15 protein-coding genes are annotated in these 17,446 nt (G+C 72.5%); 7 read left to right on the top strand and 8 right to left on the bottom strand.

From position 1 onward, the window contains the following. Nucleotides 1-32: 32 nt before the first annotated feature. On the bottom strand, nucleotides 33-2,294 hold the full coding sequence (locus tag CP983_RS41380) for an AfsR/SARP family transcriptional regulator (protein WP_150505571.1): 2,262 nt from the start codon (nucleotides 2,292-2,294) through the stop codon (nucleotides 33-35). 183 nt (nucleotides 2,295-2,477) lie between these two features. On the opposite strand from CP983_RS41380, the gene CP983_RS41375 reads away from it, so the two are divergent. Together CP983_RS41375 and CP983_RS41370 are read left to right on the top strand one after the other, a co-directional pair. Next, nucleotides 2,478-2,771: a hypothetical protein gene (locus CP983_RS41375; RefSeq protein WP_150505569.1), complete on the top strand. Its 294-nt coding sequence runs from the start codon at nucleotides 2,478-2,480 to the stop codon at nucleotides 2,769-2,771. 103 nt (nucleotides 2,772-2,874) lie between these two features. Beyond that, on the top strand, nucleotides 2,875-3,753 hold the full coding sequence (locus CP983_RS41370; RefSeq protein WP_150505567.1) for an alpha/beta fold hydrolase: 879 nt from the start codon (nucleotides 2,875-2,877) through the stop codon (nucleotides 3,751-3,753). Between the two features lie 33 nt (nucleotides 3,754-3,786). On the opposite strand, the gene CP983_RS41365 is transcribed toward CP983_RS41370, so the two are convergent. Both CP983_RS41365 and CP983_RS41360 read right to left on the bottom strand, forming a co-directional pair. Then, entirely contained in the window at nucleotides 3,787-4,761 is a 975-nt protein-coding gene (locus CP983_RS41365; protein ID WP_150505565.1) for a TauD/TfdA dioxygenase family protein, read from the bottom strand. Nucleotides 4,762-4,889: 128 nt separating this feature from the next. After that, nucleotides 4,890-6,440 (bottom strand): glycoside hydrolase family 32 protein, encoded by a 1,551-nt coding sequence (locus tag CP983_RS41360; RefSeq protein ID WP_150505563.1) that lies wholly within the window; start codon nucleotides 6,438-6,440, stop codon nucleotides 4,890-4,892. A 175-nt stretch (nucleotides 6,441-6,615) separates the two neighbouring features. On the opposite strand from CP983_RS41360, the gene CP983_RS41355 reads away from it, so the two are divergent. Genes CP983_RS41355 through CP983_RS41340 form a run of 4 tightly spaced genes read left to right on the top strand, consistent with a single transcriptional unit; the run spans nucleotide 6,616 to nucleotide 11,242 of the window. Continuing rightward, entirely contained in the window at nucleotides 6,616-8,025 is a 1,410-nt protein-coding gene (locus tag CP983_RS41355; protein WP_150505561.1) for an extracellular solute-binding protein, read from the top strand. Further along, the gene (locus CP983_RS41350; protein WP_150505559.1) at nucleotides 8,022-8,975 is read left to right on the top strand and encodes a carbohydrate ABC transporter permease; all 954 of its coding nucleotides are present in this window, start codon (nucleotides 8,022-8,024) and stop codon (nucleotides 8,973-8,975) included. The genes CP983_RS41355 and CP983_RS41350 overlap by 4 nt, the downstream gene beginning before the upstream one ends. A gap of 15 nt (nucleotides 8,976-8,990) precedes the next feature. Then, a complete protein-coding gene (locus CP983_RS41345) occupies nucleotides 8,991-9,845 on the top strand; it encodes a carbohydrate ABC transporter permease (RefSeq protein ID WP_030950959.1) in 855 nt (284 codons plus the stop codon). Next, nucleotides 9,842-11,242, top strand: coding sequence for a glycoside hydrolase family 32 protein (locus CP983_RS41340; RefSeq protein ID WP_150505557.1), 1,401 nt, complete (start codon nucleotides 9,842-9,844; stop codon nucleotides 11,240-11,242). The genes CP983_RS41345 and CP983_RS41340 overlap by 4 nt, the downstream gene beginning before the upstream one ends. On the opposite strand, the gene CP983_RS41335 is transcribed toward CP983_RS41340, so the two are convergent. Continuing rightward, nucleotides 11,205-12,269: a LacI family DNA-binding transcriptional regulator gene (locus tag CP983_RS41335; protein WP_150507198.1), complete on the bottom strand. Its 1,065-nt coding sequence runs from the start codon at nucleotides 12,267-12,269 to the stop codon at nucleotides 11,205-11,207. The two genes, CP983_RS41340 and CP983_RS41335, sit on opposite strands and share 38 nt — an antisense overlap. 96 nt (nucleotides 12,270-12,365) lie before the next feature. On the opposite strand from CP983_RS41335, the gene CP983_RS41330 reads away from it, so the two are divergent. After that, nucleotides 12,366-13,196, top strand: a complete 831-nt coding sequence (locus tag CP983_RS41330; protein ID WP_150505555.1) for an aldo/keto reductase — start codon at nucleotides 12,366-12,368, stop codon at nucleotides 13,194-13,196. Nucleotides 13,197-13,257: 61 nt separating this feature from the next. Here CP983_RS41330 and CP983_RS41325 read toward each other — a convergent pair whose 3' ends face one another. From CP983_RS41325 to CP983_RS41310, 4 genes are all read right to left on the bottom strand, one after another. Continuing rightward, complete coding sequence (locus CP983_RS41325) at nucleotides 13,258-15,594, bottom strand: SpoIIE family protein phosphatase (protein WP_150507196.1); 2,337 nt, start codon at nucleotides 15,592-15,594, stop codon at nucleotides 13,258-13,260. 101 nt (nucleotides 15,595-15,695) lie between these two features. Further along, on the bottom strand, nucleotides 15,696-16,154 hold the full coding sequence (locus CP983_RS41320; protein ID WP_150505553.1) for a peroxiredoxin: 459 nt from the start codon (nucleotides 16,152-16,154) through the stop codon (nucleotides 15,696-15,698). Further along, nucleotides 16,151-16,531 (bottom strand): DoxX family protein, encoded by a 381-nt coding sequence (locus tag CP983_RS41315; protein ID WP_107909691.1) that lies wholly within the window; start codon nucleotides 16,529-16,531, stop codon nucleotides 16,151-16,153. The genes CP983_RS41320 and CP983_RS41315 overlap by 4 nt, the downstream gene beginning before the upstream one ends. 85 nt (nucleotides 16,532-16,616) lie before the next feature. Next, the gene (locus tag CP983_RS41310) at nucleotides 16,617-17,363 is read right to left on the bottom strand and encodes an AraC family transcriptional regulator (protein WP_150505552.1); all 747 of its coding nucleotides are present in this window, start codon (nucleotides 17,361-17,363) and stop codon (nucleotides 16,617-16,619) included. Nucleotides 17,364-17,446: the final 83 nt, after the last annotated feature.

The raw sequence follows: 17,446 nt of genomic DNA, 5'->3' as shown, positions 1-17,446 counted from the left end.
GCCGGAACACAGGTCCAGGGCTAGCTCCAGGGCTAGCCGGAGCACAGCTCCAGGTATCCCACGACCGGCCCCAGGGTGAGCAACCCGCTGCCCGCGCCCGCCAGTTCGTTCGCCGCCGGGGTGAGGGCGGCGTGCGCGCGGGCCATGGTCCGCCGGTCGCCGAGAGCCACCGCCGCCTGCGCGGTGAGGCACCACAGGGCTTCTTGAAGGAGGTCGCGCGGTGGCTCGGGCGTCGCGTGCAGGGCCTCGGCCGCCTCGCTGCGACGGCCCCGGTCGAGCAGGAGCAGGGGATGCGCCCAGGGGGCGTAGGGGCCCCAGTCCGTGTGGTCGTCGAAGTCGAGCGGCAGGGTACGGCGCAGGCGCAGGCAGAGCAGGGCGAGCGGGAGCAGGCCGTGGGCCAGGCCCGGCATGCCGGCTCCGCCCAACAGGGCGGCCGCGTCCCGGTAGGCCGCCTCCACCTCGGTCGCCGGTGCCCGGCCGGTGGTGTCGAGTCTCAGTGCGGCGTACCAGCGGGTGAACACGCCCACGAGAGGACGTTCGTGCCGTACGGCGAGGGCGTCGGCGGCGACCGCGTGGTGGTCGGCGGTGGTGAAGTCCCCGAGGGCGCTGCGGGCCTGGAGACGGACGAGGTGGCCGAGGGTCTCGAACGTGGACAGGCCGTGGCGGGCGGAGAGTGCGACCAACTCGGCGCCGATTCCGTCACGGCGGGGCGCAAGCCCGGTGCGGTCGAAGGTCTGCATGAAGCCGGCGTTGAGGGCGAACGCCAGAAGGGCCGGATCGTCCAGGCGGCGCGCGATCTCCTCCGCCCGGCGGGCGGCCTGCGGGCCGCGGGCGAGCCGGGTGCCGCGCGACTCCAGGGCGATCGTGGCGAGCAACCTGGCCTTGTCCGCCTCGTGGGCGGCGGGGGTGGCGGCGTGTCCGTGCGCGGTCGAGGACAGGGCGGTGAGGGTGCGCTCGGCCGCGGCGACGACCTGTGCCGCCTGCTCCGGGTCGTCGAGGCGGGTCCAGATCGCCGGGACGTCGTAGGCGCCGATGACCCTGGCGGTCAGCTCGGGGTCGCCCAGTTCCTCGGCGGCGGCGACGGCCGCGACCCGGTGCTCGCGGGCGGCCAGCAGCCCACTGCCGCCGGTCACCGCGAGGTTGCGCAGCAGACCGGTGGTCGACTCCAGACGGGCACGGGCGTCGGGGGCGACGGTGCGGTCATAGGCGGCGGCGACCTGCTCCCAGACCCGCCCGGCGGGGTTGGCCGATGCGGGGGTTTCGCCGGGGCGGGCGGTTCGGTCGGCTGGTGGGTGGCGGTCGGGCTGGGCGGGGTCGGCGGTCCGGGCACTGTGGTCGGCCTGCGTAGAGGCAGCGGGCCGGGCACGCTCGTCGGCCTGGGCAGCGGCTACGCTCCGGGCACTGTCCTCGGCCTGGGAAAGACGGTCGGCCTGACCTGAGGCGCCGTCACCGGCAAGGTGCCCGCCCCGAGCCCGACGGCCGGCCTGACCCGGCCGACCGGCCCAGGCCGGCCGGTCACCCCGCCCAAGATGAGCGGCCTGCTGAAGAATGTCCTCCTCCAGCGCCCGCAGCCCAGGCCCCGGATCGATCCCCAGCTGATCGGCGAGCAGCGTCCGTGCCCCGCGCAGTACCTCCAGCGCGTCGGCCTGGCGGCCCGTGCGGTACAGGGCCAGGGCGAGCAGGCGCCAGGCGTTCTCGCGCCACGGGTGCTCGGCGCCGTGCGCACGGAGGTCCGCGGCGGCCCGGTCGGCCTCCCCGAGTGACATCAGCGCCTCGGCCCGCAGTTCCACGGCGTGCAGCCGAAGCTCGGTCAGGCGGCGGCTGTCGGCCCGGGCCCACGGCTGCTCCGCGAACTCCGCGTAGGCGGGGCCGCGCCATCGGCCGAGCGACTCGTCCAGCCGTACGGTCGCCTCTTCGGGCGGCAGCTTTCCGGCGTCGGCGACGGCCCGCTCGAACCACCAGGCGTCGACCCCGTCCGTGGGGACGCGCAGGGCGTAGCCCGGGCCCTCGGTGACGAGCAGCCGGGCCGGGGTGCGGGGCGAGCGGTCGGGTTCGAGGGCGCGGCGCAGGGCGGCGACGAAGGTGCGCAGGGCGCCCACGGGGTCGGCGGGCGGGTCGTCCCAGAGGTCGTCGACCAGATGGGCGACGGGCACGACGCGGCCGCGGGCGACGATCAGGCGGGCCAGCACCGAGCGGTGCCGGGGCCCCTTCAGGGCGATCGTGTTCCCGTCCCTGTCCCAGGCGGTCACCGGCCCGAGCACACCGAGGCCGGGGGGCACGTCTGCCGGGCTCATGTCCGCCACCGCCCTCCACCTTCGTCGCCGTCACGCTCACGGATCACCGACGGAACGGGTGATCCGTGGAGGTTCCAAGATAAGTCGCCGCGGCTCGCGACGATCACGTCGGCCGCGCGGTGAACTCCCGCACCTCCACCCGCGTCTTCCCCGGTGACCACGACACTCACAGGAGTACGGACCATGGCCGACAAGGACGTTGAGCGGATCGACGAGCGGGACCACCTCTCGGAGCCCTGGTGGGCCGGGCTCGGAACACGAGGGGCCGTGACGCTGATCGTCGTCGGGGTGCTCGCGGCGGCGTGGGCCGTCGTCGCTCCGGCGCTGGGGCTCGGATGGCTGCCGCTCACCCCGGAGAACCTGGCGACCGGCGTGTACCAGGCCGCCAAGGTGGTCGCCATCGGTGTGGTGATCCTGGTGGGCGCGGTGCTGACCCGGCGCCGCGCCGGCACTCCGGCCGAGCCCGAGCGGGACTGACAGCGCGGGCGCAGGCACGGGGCGCCGCTGCTCATTCGTTGCTCATCGGCCCCGGGGAGGATCGAGGAACAAGATCCCGCCTCTCGGAAGGAGCGGAGCCGCCGTGCCTCCTGTCATCCCCGGTTTCGAACATCACCGCGTCCCCGTCGCCGACGGAGTGTCCCTGCACACGGCCGTGGGCGGCTCCGGACCGCCCGTCGTCCTGCTGCACGGCTTTCCGCAGACCCACCTGATGTGGCGGCACGTGGCCGCCGACCTCGCCGTCGACCACACGGTGATCTGCCCGGACCTGCGCGGCTACGGCGCCAGCGACAAGCCGGCGGAGACCGACGGCTCCGTCTACGCCAAGCGGACCATGGCCGCGGACATCGTGGCCCTGGCGCGTGAACTGGGGCACGAGCGCTTCGCCCTCGCCGGGCACGACCGCGGCGCCCTCGTGGCCTTCCGCGCCGGGCTCGACCATCCCGACACGGTCACCCACCTGGCGTGTCTCGACGTCCTGCCGACGCTGGACATGTGGGAGGTCATGCACGGCGTCACCGCCGCCGTGGGTTTCCACCTCTATCTGATGGCCCAGCCGCCCGGCCTGCCCGAGCGCATGATCGGTGCCGCCCCGGACGACTTCTTCGGCCACTTCCTGGACATCTGGACGACCGACCGGGCCGCCGTCCCGGACGACGTCCGCGCCGCCTATCTCGCCGCCTGCCGTGAGGCGGTGCCGTCGATCGTCGCGGACTACCGGGCGTCGGCCGGCATCGACATCGAGCACGACCGGGCCGACCGGGACGCGGGAAGCACGCTGCGGATGCCGGTCGGCGTGCTCCAGCAGGACTGGGGCGCGGCGCTCGGCTTCGATGCCGCCGGGTTGTGGCGGACTTGGGCGCCTGATCTGCGGCACGCCACCGTCACCTGCGGTCACTTCATGGCCGAGGAGGCGCCGGACGACATCGCGAAGGCGCTGCGGGACCTGCTCGCCCGCTGAGCCCGAGGCCCGAACCCCCCGGCCGTACGTCCGCTACCAGCGCCCCACCTCGGTCCCGACGACCGGCTCCGACGGCTTGCCGTCCACGCCCACCGGTACGTCCCCGGTGAGCATGACGCGGTGCATGGTCCGGGGGAAGTCGAGGTGGGCGTTGTCGCCGGGGGCGAGGTGGATGGTGGCCCGGTTGTCCCAGAAGGCCACGCTGCCGGGCTCCCAGCGGAAGCGGACCGTGTACTCGGGCCGTACCGCCTGCTCCAGCAGCATCTCCAGGACGGCGCCGCTCTCGGCGCGCGAGAGGTCGGCGATCTGCTCGACGTAGTAGCCGTTGACGTAGAGCACCCGCTCGCCCGTCTCCGGATGGACGCGCACCAGCGGATGCAGCGAGGCGACCTGATGGTCCAGGAGATGGCGGACGTAGGCGTCGTCGCCGGGCCGGGGCTGATAGCCGACGCCGAGGCGGTGCTCGGCGCGCAGGCCGTCCACGAACTCCCGTACCGGGCCGGAGAGTCCGGCGTAGGCGGCCGCCAGGTTCGACCAGGTCGTGTCGCCGCCGTACGGAGGTACGGTCTCGGCGCGCAGGATCGTCGCGGCGGGCGGGTCGATACGGGCGCCGTGGTCGCAGTGCCAGCCGCGCAGCAGGGTGTGCCGGCGTCGGCGCAGCCATTCGTCGTGCTCCATGCCGAACTTCCCGCCCAGTTCGAGCCGGTCGGCGGTCGTCTCGACCTCGGGGAATTCCGCCGGGGACGCGCTGCCCCGCTTGCGCAGGACGACCGGCTCCCCGAACCGCCGCGCGAACGCGACATGCCCGGCGTGGTCCAGCCGCTGCCCCCGGAAGAACACGACCTTCCAGCGCAGCACCGCCGCCCGGATCGCGGCGACCACGGCGTCGGCCGGCTCACCGGCCAGGTCGACGCCCGTGATCTCCGCGCCGATGTGCCCGGCGACCGGATGCACCTCGATCCCCACGGCCTGCTCCGCCCCGTCCCCGTCGGCCCTGTCCCTCGTCATCCGCACGCTCCGTCGCTCGCCCGCGCCGGCTCCGTTCAGAGCCGGTTCCAGGAAGATCGTGACAGCGTTCGGCGGACGTGGCGACAGGGCCCGGGCGGAGGGACAGCCCGGCAGCCATCAGCGCCGTGTCACGGGGAGAACTCCCGTATCACCACGTCCCGGAAGACCGCCGTGCCGTCGATCGTGAACAGGGCGAGCCCGGTGTCGATCAGGTACGGGAAGACCTCCGAGGAGTGTGTGTGGCGGCCGTCGTCCACGAACATCTCGACGGACGTGCGGTCGACCAGGATGCGAAGCCGCACGCTGCGGGCGCCCGGGTCGAAGGGGCTGTGGCTCTCCTGCCAGCGGCCGGACGCGTCGGGGTTCATGGTGGGGCGGCGGTTGAGGAAGGCGTAGTCGCGGTAGATCCCGGCGTCGACGTGGCGGCTGCCGTCCGGCGAGCGGCGCAGTTGGAGGCCGGCTCCGGTGAGCTGGTCCCAGGTGATCTCGCAGGTCACCTCGTAGGCGGTGCCCTGGTGGTCGAGCACCCGGGTGCCGGAGACCTCCAGGTCGCCGAGGTGCACCGTGCGGGAGACGTGGTCGTCCAGTGCCGCGACCGGTTGTGAGGCCAGGTAGTACGTCCCGGAGGGGGAGCGCTTCAGGGTGATCTGCCGGACGATCGAGTCGGTGCCGTTGAAGCCGTCGCAGTCGATGGTGGGCGTGATGTTCGCGTAGTCCCAGTTGTTCAGCCAGCCCATCGCGTAGCGGACGGCGGGGTCGACGGAGCCGTCGCCGCGGTGCCTTTCGAAGGTGACGGCGGCGTACCAGTCCCAGCCGTGGTCGAGCCACTGCGGGTCGTCGGCGTCGGCGGTGAAGGCGGTGCCGTCGAAGGAGCCCGTCCAGTAGGCGTACGTGTTCGGCAGCCCGGCCCCTTTGCCGTTGGCGCTCACGCCGAGCACCCACTTCACGGTGCCGTCGCCTGCGGTGATGCGGAACAGGTCCGGGCACTCCAGGACGCCGATGCCGCCCTTGACGAAGCCACTGACGTACGTCCAGGACTTCAGGTCGGTGGAGTGGTAGAAGCCCACCTTGTCGTTCTCGGCGAGCGTCATCACCCACCGGCCGCGCTCCTCGTCGCGGATCACCTTCGGGTCGCGGAAGTCCCGCACACCGGGGTTCGCCAGCACCGGCCCGGTGCCGTGGTTGCGGAACGTGCGGCCGCCGTCGGTCGAGTAGTACAGGTACTGCGCCTGTGTCACCTCGTCCGGCGCCATGGTGACGACGACGATCACCGCGCCCGCGCCGAAACCCGCGGTGTTCTCCGTGTCGACCACCGCCGAACCGGACCAGACGTCGCCGTTGGAGGTGGTGTCCTTCGGTACGGCGATCCCCCGGTCCCGGAAGGTGACCAGGTCGGTCGTGGTGGCCAGGCGCCAGGCCGTGCCTGCGGCGGTTCCCCCGGTGAAATAGTCCGGGTTGTACAGGTAGTAGTAGTGGTATTCGCCGTCGATCCAGACCGGGCGCTGCGGGTCGTTCTTCCACTGGTCAGGGACCGTGAAGTGGTACTCGGCGCGGTAGCTCGCGCAGGTGGCGGCGGCTTTCCGGGGCTTCGCGGCGGCCGGGGACGCGGTCGGCAGCAGCGCGGCCGAGGCCCCCGCGGCCGAGCCGGCGAGCAGGGCTCTCCTGGTCATCGCGGGCATCACACATCGTTCCTCTCGTCGGACGCGGAAGGCGTCGGGAGGCGGCTCATGTGGACCAGGACTCTGCGACCTAACTCGTTAAAGGTCAAGTGGTTCACGACTATTGACAGGGCCGTGACGGGCTTCCCATCATCTGGGGCATCACTACTCGACTAACACGAGTTAGGCCCGCTGCATGACCGACTCGAATCCCACCCGCCGCACTCTGCTGCGGTACGGCGCCTACGGCGCGGGAGCCGCCGCGCTCGCCGGTACCGCCGCGAGCTGGGACCGGCTCACCGGAGCCGACATCCCCGGCCGCGACGACGGCTCGCTCGTCGTCGCCACCCTCGGCCCCGCCTACGGACCGGAGGCCGTCCGCACGCTCACCGAGGGCTTCAAGCAGGTCCACCCCGACATCAAGCTGCGGATCAACGCCGTTCAGGCGGTGGACTGGTCCGACTTCTTCGCGAAGATCCTCACCCAGATCGCGGCGGGCACGGCCCCTGATCTGGTGTACGTCGCCACCGAGGGCGTCCAGCTGTTCGCGCAGCGCCTCGGAGTCCCGCTGGACGACTGGGTGAAGCGGGACGCCGAGGAGCTGCGCGAGTACTTCGCCGACGTCCACCCCTCCCTGGTGGAGTCGATGATGTACGAGGGCTCCCTGTACCAGCTGCCGGTCGAGTTCAACGCGGCCGACATGTACCTCAACCACCAGGTGCTGGAGCGGGCGGGCGCCGGCTTCCCCAGCGCCGACTGGACCCGCGACGACTTCACCGCGCTGCTGCGGGACATGAAGCAGGCCAGCGGCTCCCAGTTCACCCCGTACTTCTGGACCAACCGCCTGTGGGGCGGCGTGGTGCCGTGGCTGTTCGCCAACGACACCAATCTGCTGGCCGAGTCCAAGGCACCGGGCGGTGACTGGCTGTGGGACTCCTTCTACCCGGCCGCCGCACGGGAGGGCCGCGGGGGCGGTTACCGGTGGACGACACCGCAGGCCACCGACGCGCGCGTGGAGGAGGCGTACGACTATCTCGCCTCCCTCGTCCAGGAGGGCCTGTGCACGCGGCCCGAGGGCGGCAACGGGCAGAACCTGATCGGCGTGTTCTCCACCGGCCGGGTCGGCGTCACGCCCGCGGGCGGCTTCTGGGCGGGCGGACTGCACCTGGCCGGAATGAAGGGCGACGCCTTCGACGTGCAGTACTTCCCGCGCTGGCGCACCCAGCGCATGCAGTTCGGCGCCGCGGGCTATGCGCTGCTGCGCACCTCGAAGCGGCAGGAGGAGGCCTGGGAGTTCATCAAGTACGCCGCCCGCAGGGACACCCTGACACGGCTGTTCTCCACCAACCAGACCACCCCGGCACGCCGCTCGATGCTCACCGCGGAGCGCTACCGGGAGACCGGTCCGGAGCACTGGCCGGTCTTCTACGACACCCTCGACAAGTTCCCCGACACCGGGCCGATCCCCGCGCCGCCGCAGGTCGCCGAGGTCGAGCAGGTGCTGCTCAAGCACACCGGTACCGCTCTGGCGTCCCGGCGTTCGGTGGGTCCCGCGCTGCGCCGGATGCAGGGCGATCTGGAGAAGGCCATGGAGCGTGACGTATGACGAACACCCAGATCCCGGCCGTACGGCCGCAGCGGCCGGCCGCGCCACCCGCCCCGGCGCCCCGCCGCTCCGCCCGCGACCGCGGCACCCGCCTGCTGGCCACGCTGTTCCTCGCGCCCACGATCGTCGGCATCGTCGTCTTCACGGTCGTCCCGATCATCGGCTCGGTAGTGCTGAGCCTGTTCCACTGGAACGTCATCGACGACCCGAGCTTCGCCGGTGCCGCCAACTACCGTGAGGTCTTCACCGATTCGACCGTGCTGGTGTCCTTCGGCAACACGCTGCTGTTCATGGTGCTCGCGGTCGCGCTGCAGCTGGTGATCGCCCTCGTGCTGGCGCTGGCGGTGAACGGGCGGATGCCGGTGTGGCTGCGGTCGGTGTTCCGGTCGGCGTTCTTCTTCCCGCTGGTGCTGTCCGCGGCGTCGATCTCGGTGGTGATGAAGTACCTGTTCAATCAGGACTTCGGGGTCGTGAACTGGCTGCTCGGGCTGGTCGGGGTCGCCCCGGTGCCCTGGCTGACGTCGGAGAACGCGGCGATGGCCACGGTGATCCTGGTCTATGTCTGGCAGCAGTTCGGGTTCTCGTTCCTGCTGTTCGTCGGCGGACTCAACAACATCCCCAAGGAGATCCACGAGGCCGCGGCCCTGGACGGCGCGACCGGGCTGCGCAAGCACCTCGGCATCACCCTGCCGCTGCTGTCGCCCACCCTGCTGGTCGCGTCGGTGGTCGGCATCATCAACGCGCTCCAGGTCTTCGAGCAGCCCTACGTCCTCACCAACGGCGGTCCCGGCGACGCCACCCGCACCGTCGTGATGGTCATCTACGAGAGCGCGTTCGAGCAGCTGCGCTTCGGTGCGGCCTCGGCGGTGGGTGTGCTGCTGTTCGTGCTGATCATGGCGGTCACCGCCCTCCAGTTCCGGCTCAGCCGGCGTTTCGTCCACTACCAGTGAGCCGGTGACCTTCCCATGAGCCAAGCGACTCTCTCCCTCAGCCGCACCCGCCACTCCCTCGCGCCGTGGGCCCGGATCGCCGGCCTCGCGGTGTGCGCGCTGCTGACGCTGGGCCCGGTCATCTGGACCGTCTCCACGTCCCTGCGCACCCCGGCCGAGGCGTTCGACCTGCCGCCGCGCCTCATCCCGACGAGCCCGTCCACGGAGGCGTACAGCGGGGTCTTCGACCAGATCGACGTCTGGCTGCTGGCGCTCAACTCGACGCTGGTGACGGCGCTGATCGCGGTGGGCCAGATGATCACGGCCGGCCTGGCCGGGTACGCCTTCGCGCGCCTGGAGTTCCGGTTCAAGAAGCCGCTGTTCGGGCTGGTCCTTGCGACCATGATGGTGCCGCTCCAGGTCACGATCGTGCCGGTGTTCCTGGTGCTGAAGTCGATGGGCCTGACGGACACCCTGCTCGGTCTGATCGTCCCGGCCTTCCCGACCGCGTTCGGGACCTTCCTGATGCGCCAGTACTTCCTTGGCATGCCCAAGGACCTGGGCGAGGCGGCGATGCTGGACGGCTGCGGGCCCTGGCGGATCTTCCGGTCCGTGTACGCCCCGCTGGCCGCGCCCGGTCTCGCGATCGTCGGCGTGCTGGCCTTCAACTACCACTGGAACGAGTTCTTCCGCCCGCTGATCCTGGAGACCTCGGCCCAGAACTACACGTTGCCGCTGGGCCTGGTCTCGCTCCAGGGCAACCTCGGCACGGGCTCCATCTCGGTGGTGCTCGCCGGTGTCGTGCTGTCCATGATCCCCGCCGTCGCCGTGTTCGTCGTCGGTCAGCGCCCTCTTCGCGAGGGCATCACGTCCGCAGGAGTCAACCGTTGAGCCTCGCCGCTCAGTGCACGGACCCCGGCGCCCCGCGCTTCCGGGTCCGTCCCCCCGCCAACTGGATCAACGACCCGAACGGTCCCTTCCGTTGGCGGGGCCGCCATCACCTCTTCTACCAGCACAATCCCGACGCCCCCGTGCACGCCAACGTCCACTGGGGTCATGTCTCCAGCGCCGACCTGGTCCACTGGGAGCACCATCCGATCGCGCTGACCCCGACACCGGGCGGCCCCGACGAGTCGGGCTGCTGGTCGGGGTGTGTGGTCGACGACGACGGTGTGCCGACGGCCGTCTACACCGGCGTCGACCGGCACCACACGGGCCTCGGCTCGATCTGTCTCGCGCGGGCGCTGATGCCCGAGGACGAGACACTCACCGACTGGCGACCCCTGCCCACGCCGGTGGTGACGGGCCCACCGGAAGACCTGGACGTGGTGATGTTCCGCGACCCGTTCGTGTTCACCAGCGGCGGTCGGCGCTGGGCCCTGGTCGGCGCGGGCCGCGCTGACGGGACGCCGTCGGTGCTGCTGTACGACTGCGACGACCTCACCGACTGGCGGTTCGCGGGGGTGCTGCTCGACGGCGACGACCCCGTGGCCGCGCACGCCTTCGGCGACGGGGCGGTGGGCTGGGAGTGCCCGCAACTGCTGCGCACGGCGGACGGTACGTGGGTGCTGGTGCTGTCGCTGTGGGACGGAAACCCCAGCACCACCGGCTATCTGACGGGACGTCTGATTCCGGTCGGAGAGGGCGGGTTGTGCTTCGAGGCGCGGGCCGGAGGGCGGCTGGACCACGGCCGGGACTTCTACGCGCCCGCCGTGCTCCAGGAGCCCGACCGGGCGTTGCTGTGGGGCTGGTCCTGGGAGGCCCGGGAGCAGGCCGAGGTCGACCGGGCGGGGTGGGCCGGGGTACTGACCGCGCCGCGCGTGGTGGACGTGCGTGCCGACGGTTCCCTGCGGGTCCTGCCCGCGCCGGAACTCGAACTGCTGCGTGCCGACGTGCCGTTCGTGACGGCCGCGGGCCGGCCTGCCGGGCTGCCCGAGGCGTACGACCTGACGGTGACCGCGTCCGGCCGCACCGGCGTGCGGCTGCTGCGGTCCGCCGCGGGTGCCGAGCTGACGGTCCTGCTGGACCCGGGCGAGGGCACGGTGACGCTCGACCGGGGCGGCTGGCCGCGCGGCGGGTCCGAGGATGCGGGGCCGATCGTGGTGCGGACGCCGGCCGCCGAAGTGCGGATCCTCGTGGACGGCTCGCTGTTCGAGCTGTTCGTGGGCGACCGGGCGATGGTCACCGAGCGGGTCTACCGGCGGCCGGACGACGTGGCCGAGCTGCTCGTGACCGGTGCCGGGGCCACGGTCACCGGCTGGGAGCTGGTCCCACCGACGCACGGCTGATCACCGGACAGGCCAGGCGCCGTACCGTCGCGGGCGGCGTCCGGCCCGTGTCGATGGCGTCGAGGAGCAGGCGGGCGGCGGCGTCGCCCATCGCCCGGTGCGGCAGGGCGACGCTGGTCAGTGGCGGGGTGAGGAACGCGGCCATGTGTTCCTGGTCGTCGTAGCCGACCACCGACAGCTCGCCGGGGACGGTGATGCCGAGCCGGGTCGCGGCGTGCAGGACGCCCGCCGCGACCCGGTCGTTGTAGCAGAAGAGCCCGGTGGGGCGCCGGTCGGCGGGGACGCCGTCCAGGACGCGCGTCGCGCCCTCGTACCCGCCGGAGATCTCACCGCCCGTGCGCACGACCCACTCCTTGGGCACGCTGATCCCCTCGGCGCGCAGTGCGTCGCGGAAGCCGCGCAGGCGGTCGACGGAGGCGAGGTCGTCCTGGCCACCGACCATGGCGACCCGGCGGTGCCCCGCGTCCAGCAGCAAGCGGGCCGCCGTACGGCCGCCCGCGCGCTCGGCGGGGATGACGGCGGGCAGGGAGTCGTCCTCGGGCAGGCAGTTCGCGAGGACGGAGTGGGTGCGGTGCAGGCCCTCGGGGACGCGGACCCGGCGCAGCGACATGGCGGCGTAGATGATGCCGTCCACACGCCGGTCGAGGAGCTCGGCGACGGCCGCGTCCTCCTTGGCCGGGTCGCCGCCCGAGTCGATGGTCAGCACGAGGTGCTCGCTGTCCCAGGCGGTCTCCATGGCGCCGCGCAGCAGCCGCCCCGCGAACGGCGAGGAGGCGATCTCGTCGGTGACCAGGCCGATCACCGCCGTCCGGCGGCGGCGCAGGCCGCGGGCGACCGGGTCGGGCCGGTAGCCGAGCTCGGCGGCGGCACGGCGGATCCGCTCCTGGGTGGCGGGCGAGAGATTGCCCTCGGCGCGGCCGTTGAAGACGAAGGAGACGGCCGTGTGCGACACCCCGGCGAGCCGGGCGACGTCCCGTGACGTCGGACGCCCGGAACCCGTCGCCTGCTTCTCCTCGGTGCCGCCCATCCCGTCGCCCGCCCTCATCCCCCACCCGTCCGGTTGATCAATCCTCACCCTATCCGTGACGCTGGGTGTACGGCACAGTCGAGGGAAGGTCCGACAGTGATCAGCATTCCGCTGCACACGCTCAACGACGGTACGACGATCCCCGCCATCGGCCTGGGCACCTGGCCGATGGACGACGCCCAGGCGGAACGGGCGGTGGCCGACGCCCTGGATCTGGGATACCGCCTCGTCGACACCGCGACGAACTACCGCAACGAGACAGGGGTCGGCCGGGGCGTCGCCGCGAGCGGGGTTGCGCGCGAGGAGGTGGTGGTGACGACGAAGCTCCCGGGCCGGCACCACGGCTACGAGGAGACCCTCGCCTCCTTCGAGGAGTCCCGGCGCCGCCTGGACCTGGCGTACGTCGACCTGTATCTGATCCACTGGCCGCTCCCCCGGGTCGACAAGTACGTCGACTCCTGGCGGGCCATGATCGAGCTCCGCGAGAGCGGCCTGGTCCGGTCGATCGGTGTCTCGAACTTCACGCCCGAGCACATCGAGCGGCTGGAGCGGGAGACGGGCGTCCTGCCGTCCGTGAACCAGATCGAGCTGCACCCGCTGTTCCCGCAGGAGGAGCTGCGTGCCTTCCACGAGGGAAAGGGCATCGTCACCGAGAGCTGGAGCCCGCTGGGGCGCGGCACCGACCTGCTGGACGACCCGGTCGTCCGGGGCATCGCCGAGACCCTCAAGGTGACGCCCGGCCAGGTCGTCCTGCGCTGGCACACCCAGCTGGGCGCCCTGCCCATCCCCAAGTCGGCCGACCGGGAGCGGCAGCGCGCGAACCTCGACATCTTCGGCTTCGAGCTCGACGCCACGCAGATGGCGGCCGTCGCCGACCGCGCACACCGGCGGCTCGGCGGGGACCCCGAGACGCACGAGGAGTTCTGAGCCGACGGAATGTTCCCGAAGGGCGGCTTCGTCAAGGAGCCGCCCGGTACGAGCGAAGTGATCAGGTCGACGGCAGCGGCTGTTCCGCCCAGATCGTCTTGCCGCTGCCGGTCTGCCGGCTGCCCCAGCGCTTGGTGAGCTGCGCGACGAGCAGCAGGCCGCGGCCGCCCTCGTCGTAGGCGTGGGCCCGGCGCAGATGCGGCGAGGTCGAACTGCCGTCGGAGACCTCGCAGATGAGGGTGCGGTCGCGGATCAGCCGGAGCTGGATGGGCGGTGCGCCGTACCGGATGGCGTTGGTGACGAGTTCGCTGACGACGAGTTCGGTGACGAAGGCCGCCTCGTCCATGCCCCACGCGGTCAGCTGGTCCGTGGCAGCCTGCCGGGTCGTCGCCACGTGCTCGGGGTCCGGCGGTACGTCCCAGGTGGCGATGCGGTCGGCGCCCAGGGCCCGGGTGCGGGCGAGCAGCAGGGCCACGTCGTCGCTGGGGTCCTCCGGAAGGACGGCCTTGAGCACGCCGTCGCACAGTGCGTCGAGGGTCTCGGCGGGCGCGGTCAGGGCCCGGCAGAGTTCGGCGGTGGCGTGGTCGATGTCCCGGTCGCGGTCCTCGATGAGACCGTCGGTGTACAGGGCGACCAGGGCACCTTCGGGCAGTTCGACCTCCATGGCCTCGAAGGGCAGTCCCCCGACCCCGAGGGGCGGCCCGGCGTTCATCTCGATGACCTGCGCGGTGCCGTCGGGCAGGACGACGGCGGGCGGCGGATGGCCGGCGGCGGCCAGGCTGAGGCGGCGGGTGACCGGGTCGTAGACGGAGTACAGGCAGGTGGCGCCCAGCTCGGCGACCTCGTCGGAGTCGTCCCCGGCGAGATGGGTGACCAGGTCGTCCAGGTGGGTGAGGAGCTCGTCCGGGGGCAGGTCCACGTCGGCGAGCGTGCGTACGGCCGTGCACAGGCGGCCCATGGTGGCCGACGAGGGGATGCCGTGTCCGACGACGTCGCCGACGACGAGGGCGACCCGGGTGCCGGACAGGGGGATCACGTCGAACCAGTCGCCGCCGATGCCGGCCTGCGATCCGGACGGCCGGTAGCGGTGGGCCACCTCGACGGCCGCCTGTCCGGGCAGTCCCCGGGGCAGCAGGTTGTGCTGGAGGGCCAGCGCGGTGGTGCGTTCGCGGGCGAAGCGGCGGGCGTTGTCGATGCATACGGCGGCCCGGCTCGCGAGTTCCTCGGCGAAGACGGTGTCGTCGGGGCCGTAGTCGTCCGACTGTCTGATGCGCACGGCCACGGCGACGCCCAGCGTGGTGCCGCGGGCCCGCAGCGGCACCGCCATCATCGAGTGGGCGCCGACGCGGTGCCGCCGGCCGGCCGGGCCGCGGGCGTTGCGTTCCGCGATCCACCGCATGAACGCGGGCTCGCCGGCCTGGCTCTGGATCACGCGGCCTTCCAGGATCGCGCGGGCCGGCGGTGAGAACGGCGGGTAGACGTCCACCTCGCCCAGGTGTACAGCCGCCTCCGGGGTGCCCTCGGTGCCGGAGCCGTGGGCGACCCGGCGCAGGGCGATGTCGGTGCCGGTGAGCGCCGGGGGCTCCTCCGCGTCCAGGACCCAGTCGAAGAGGTCCACGCTGGCGAAGTCGGCGAACCGGGGCACGACGATCCCGACCACCTCCTCGGCGGTGCGCACCACGTCGAGGGTCGTACCGATGGCGGCGGCGGCCTCGTTCAGCAGGGCCAGCCGCTCCCGTGCCCAGTACTGGTCGGAGCTGTCGAACGCCGCGAGCGCCGTGCCCACGATGTCACCGGCGGCGTCGCGCACCGGCCACATCTCGATGCTCCAGGCGTGGTCGCGGTTCAGGGCCGGGGCGCCGGTGAAGCTCTCGTAGCGGATCGGTCTGCCCGTCTCGGCGACCTGGCGCAGATGCCAGTGGAAGCCGCGGCTGTGCCGGGCGTCCTCCACGGTCTCCGGGAAGTGCCGGCCGATCAGGGCGTCCTCGGAGACGCCCATGACCTGGCAGGCGACATGGTTGAGCCGCAGGTAGCGCTGCTCGGTGTCGAAGACCGACATCGACATGGACGCCTGTTGGAAGGCCTCCTCGCCCAGGTCCGGTTCCCGCGCTTCCGGCGGCTCACCGGTGATCATGAAGCCGTCGGCGGTGCCGTCCGCGCCGAGCACGGGGTGGGCGCGCACCGTCAGGGGCACCTGTGAGCCGTCGCGGTGGCGCAGGACGACTCGGCCGGTGAGCGCGGCCACGGCCCCGGGGGCCGGTTCCTCGGCGAGCAGGTCCCGAGCGGGCCGCCCCACCACCTCCTCGGCGGTGTGGCCGGTCAGCCGCCGGGCACCTTCGCTCCACCCCTTCACCACACCCTGGGCATCGAGGATCGCCGCGGCGGAGACGCGCTCCATGTCGTCCAGCATGAATCCTCCGCCGGACGGCATCAACCGCGCCGCCCGGCGCCGGAGCCGTGCCTCCTAGGCGCCGCCGGCCACCGCGTGTGGCCGTGCGCTCACTTGCGCAGTGCGGCGAGGGCCCGGTCGGCGTGGGTGTTCATCCGCAGTTCGCTGCGCACGACCTCCAGGACCGTGCGGTCCTGCCCGATGACGAAGGTGACCCTCTTGGTGGGGGCCAGCGAGAACCCGCGCGTCACCCCGAACCGCTCCCGGACCGCGCCGTCCGCGTCGGACAGCAGCGGCATGCCGAGGGTGTGGCGGGTGGCGAACTCCTGCTGCCGTTCGACGGCGTCCCCGCTGATGCCCACGGGCCGGGCACCGACCGCGGCGAACTCGGCGGCGAGATCACGGAAGTGGCAGGCCTCCGCGGTACAGCCGGCGGTGAGGGCGGCCGGGTAGAAGAAGAGCACCACCGGTCCCTCGGCGAGCAACTCGTCGAGGCTGCGCCGGGTGCCGGTCTCGTCCGGCAGAGCGAAGTCCTCGACCTTGTCGCCGACCTTCAGCTGTGCGCTCATGCCTGTCCCTCCGCGTTCCTGGCGACGCCGCGTGCCCACAGCACGAGCGGGATCTGCAGCGGCAGCCGCCCGAAGGCGACGGCCTTCTCCTGCGCGGGGCGGTCGCGCCGGTCGACGGCCATCTTCACGTTCGCCGGGAACACCCCGACGAAGAAGGCCGCGGCGGCGAGGGCGGCGGGCTTGCGGGTGCGCGGCAGTGCCAGCCCGGCAGCGAGCGCGAGCTCGGCGACGCCGCTGGCGTACGTCCATGTCCGGGGCGACCCCGGCAGGGAGCGCGGCACGATGGCGTCGAACTGGCGGGGGACGGCGAAGTGGGCGACCCCTGCCGTGGCCAGCAGGCCGGCGAGCAGCAGGGGTGAGCGTTCGGACCGGGGCACGAATCCTCCTTGGATGGCCTGCCGCCGGATGCTACCGGAGGGTAGGTCTCCGGTCGCCATCCGCCCCGTCCGTTCATCGGCCCTGCTACGCGCGGCGGTTGTGCGTTCCGGGCGTGTATCCGAAGGAGCGCCGGAAGACGTCGATGAAGGCGCTGGCGGAGGACCAGCCGCAGCGGTGGGCGACCGTGGTGACGGGTGTGTCCTCGGCGAGCAGCCGCAGCGCGTGGTAGAGGCGTGACTGGGTGCGCCACTGCGGGAAGGTCATGCCGAACTCGTGGCGGAAGAGCCGGCTGAGGGTGCGTTCGCCGACCCCGGTCGCGGCGCCGAGCGCGGCGAGGGTGCGCGGGTCGGCGGGGTCGCCGTGCACGAGTGCGCAGACGGCGGCCAGGCGCGGATCGGTGGCGGTGGGCAGCCGGAGGGGTTGCTGGGGCGAGGCGCGCAGCTGGTCACGCAGGACGGCGAGCAGGCGTCGGCGCTCCGGGCTGTCGTCGTCGGGGTCGCGGGTGTAGGCGAGGATCAGCTCGCGCAGGAACGGGCCGACCGCGAGGACGGTGGGGGCGTCCAGGCCGAGCGGGTTGTCGTCGGCGGGCAGACCGACGAGGTACAGGTCGAGGTGGCCGTGGGCCCGGTGGGCGTGCGCTGTGCCGGCGGGGACCCAGATGGCGCGGTTGCCCGGCGCGAACCAGGTGCCGGCGTCGGTCGTGACGGCGAGGACGCCGGAGCCCGCGTAGACGATCTGGTGGTCGTCGTGCCGGTGCGCGTCGATGCGTTCCCCGGCGCTGAGGACCTTGGCACGGGTGGGCGCGGTCGGTGTGTGGCGGATGTTCGACACACTTCGGCAGATTATCGGAAGCGGGCCAGGAGCGGGCGCGGAGACGATCGCAGGGTGTCCGAGAAACGCAATCGAGCCATCAC

Origin of the sequence: Streptomyces chartreusis (assembly GCF_008704715.1) — a bacterium.
Taxonomy (GTDB): Bacteria; Actinomycetota; Actinomycetes; order Streptomycetales; family Streptomycetaceae; genus Streptomyces; species Streptomyces chartreusis.
Note: the sequence above shows the minus strand (reverse complement) of the source record. Positions and strands in the feature narration are given on the sequence as shown.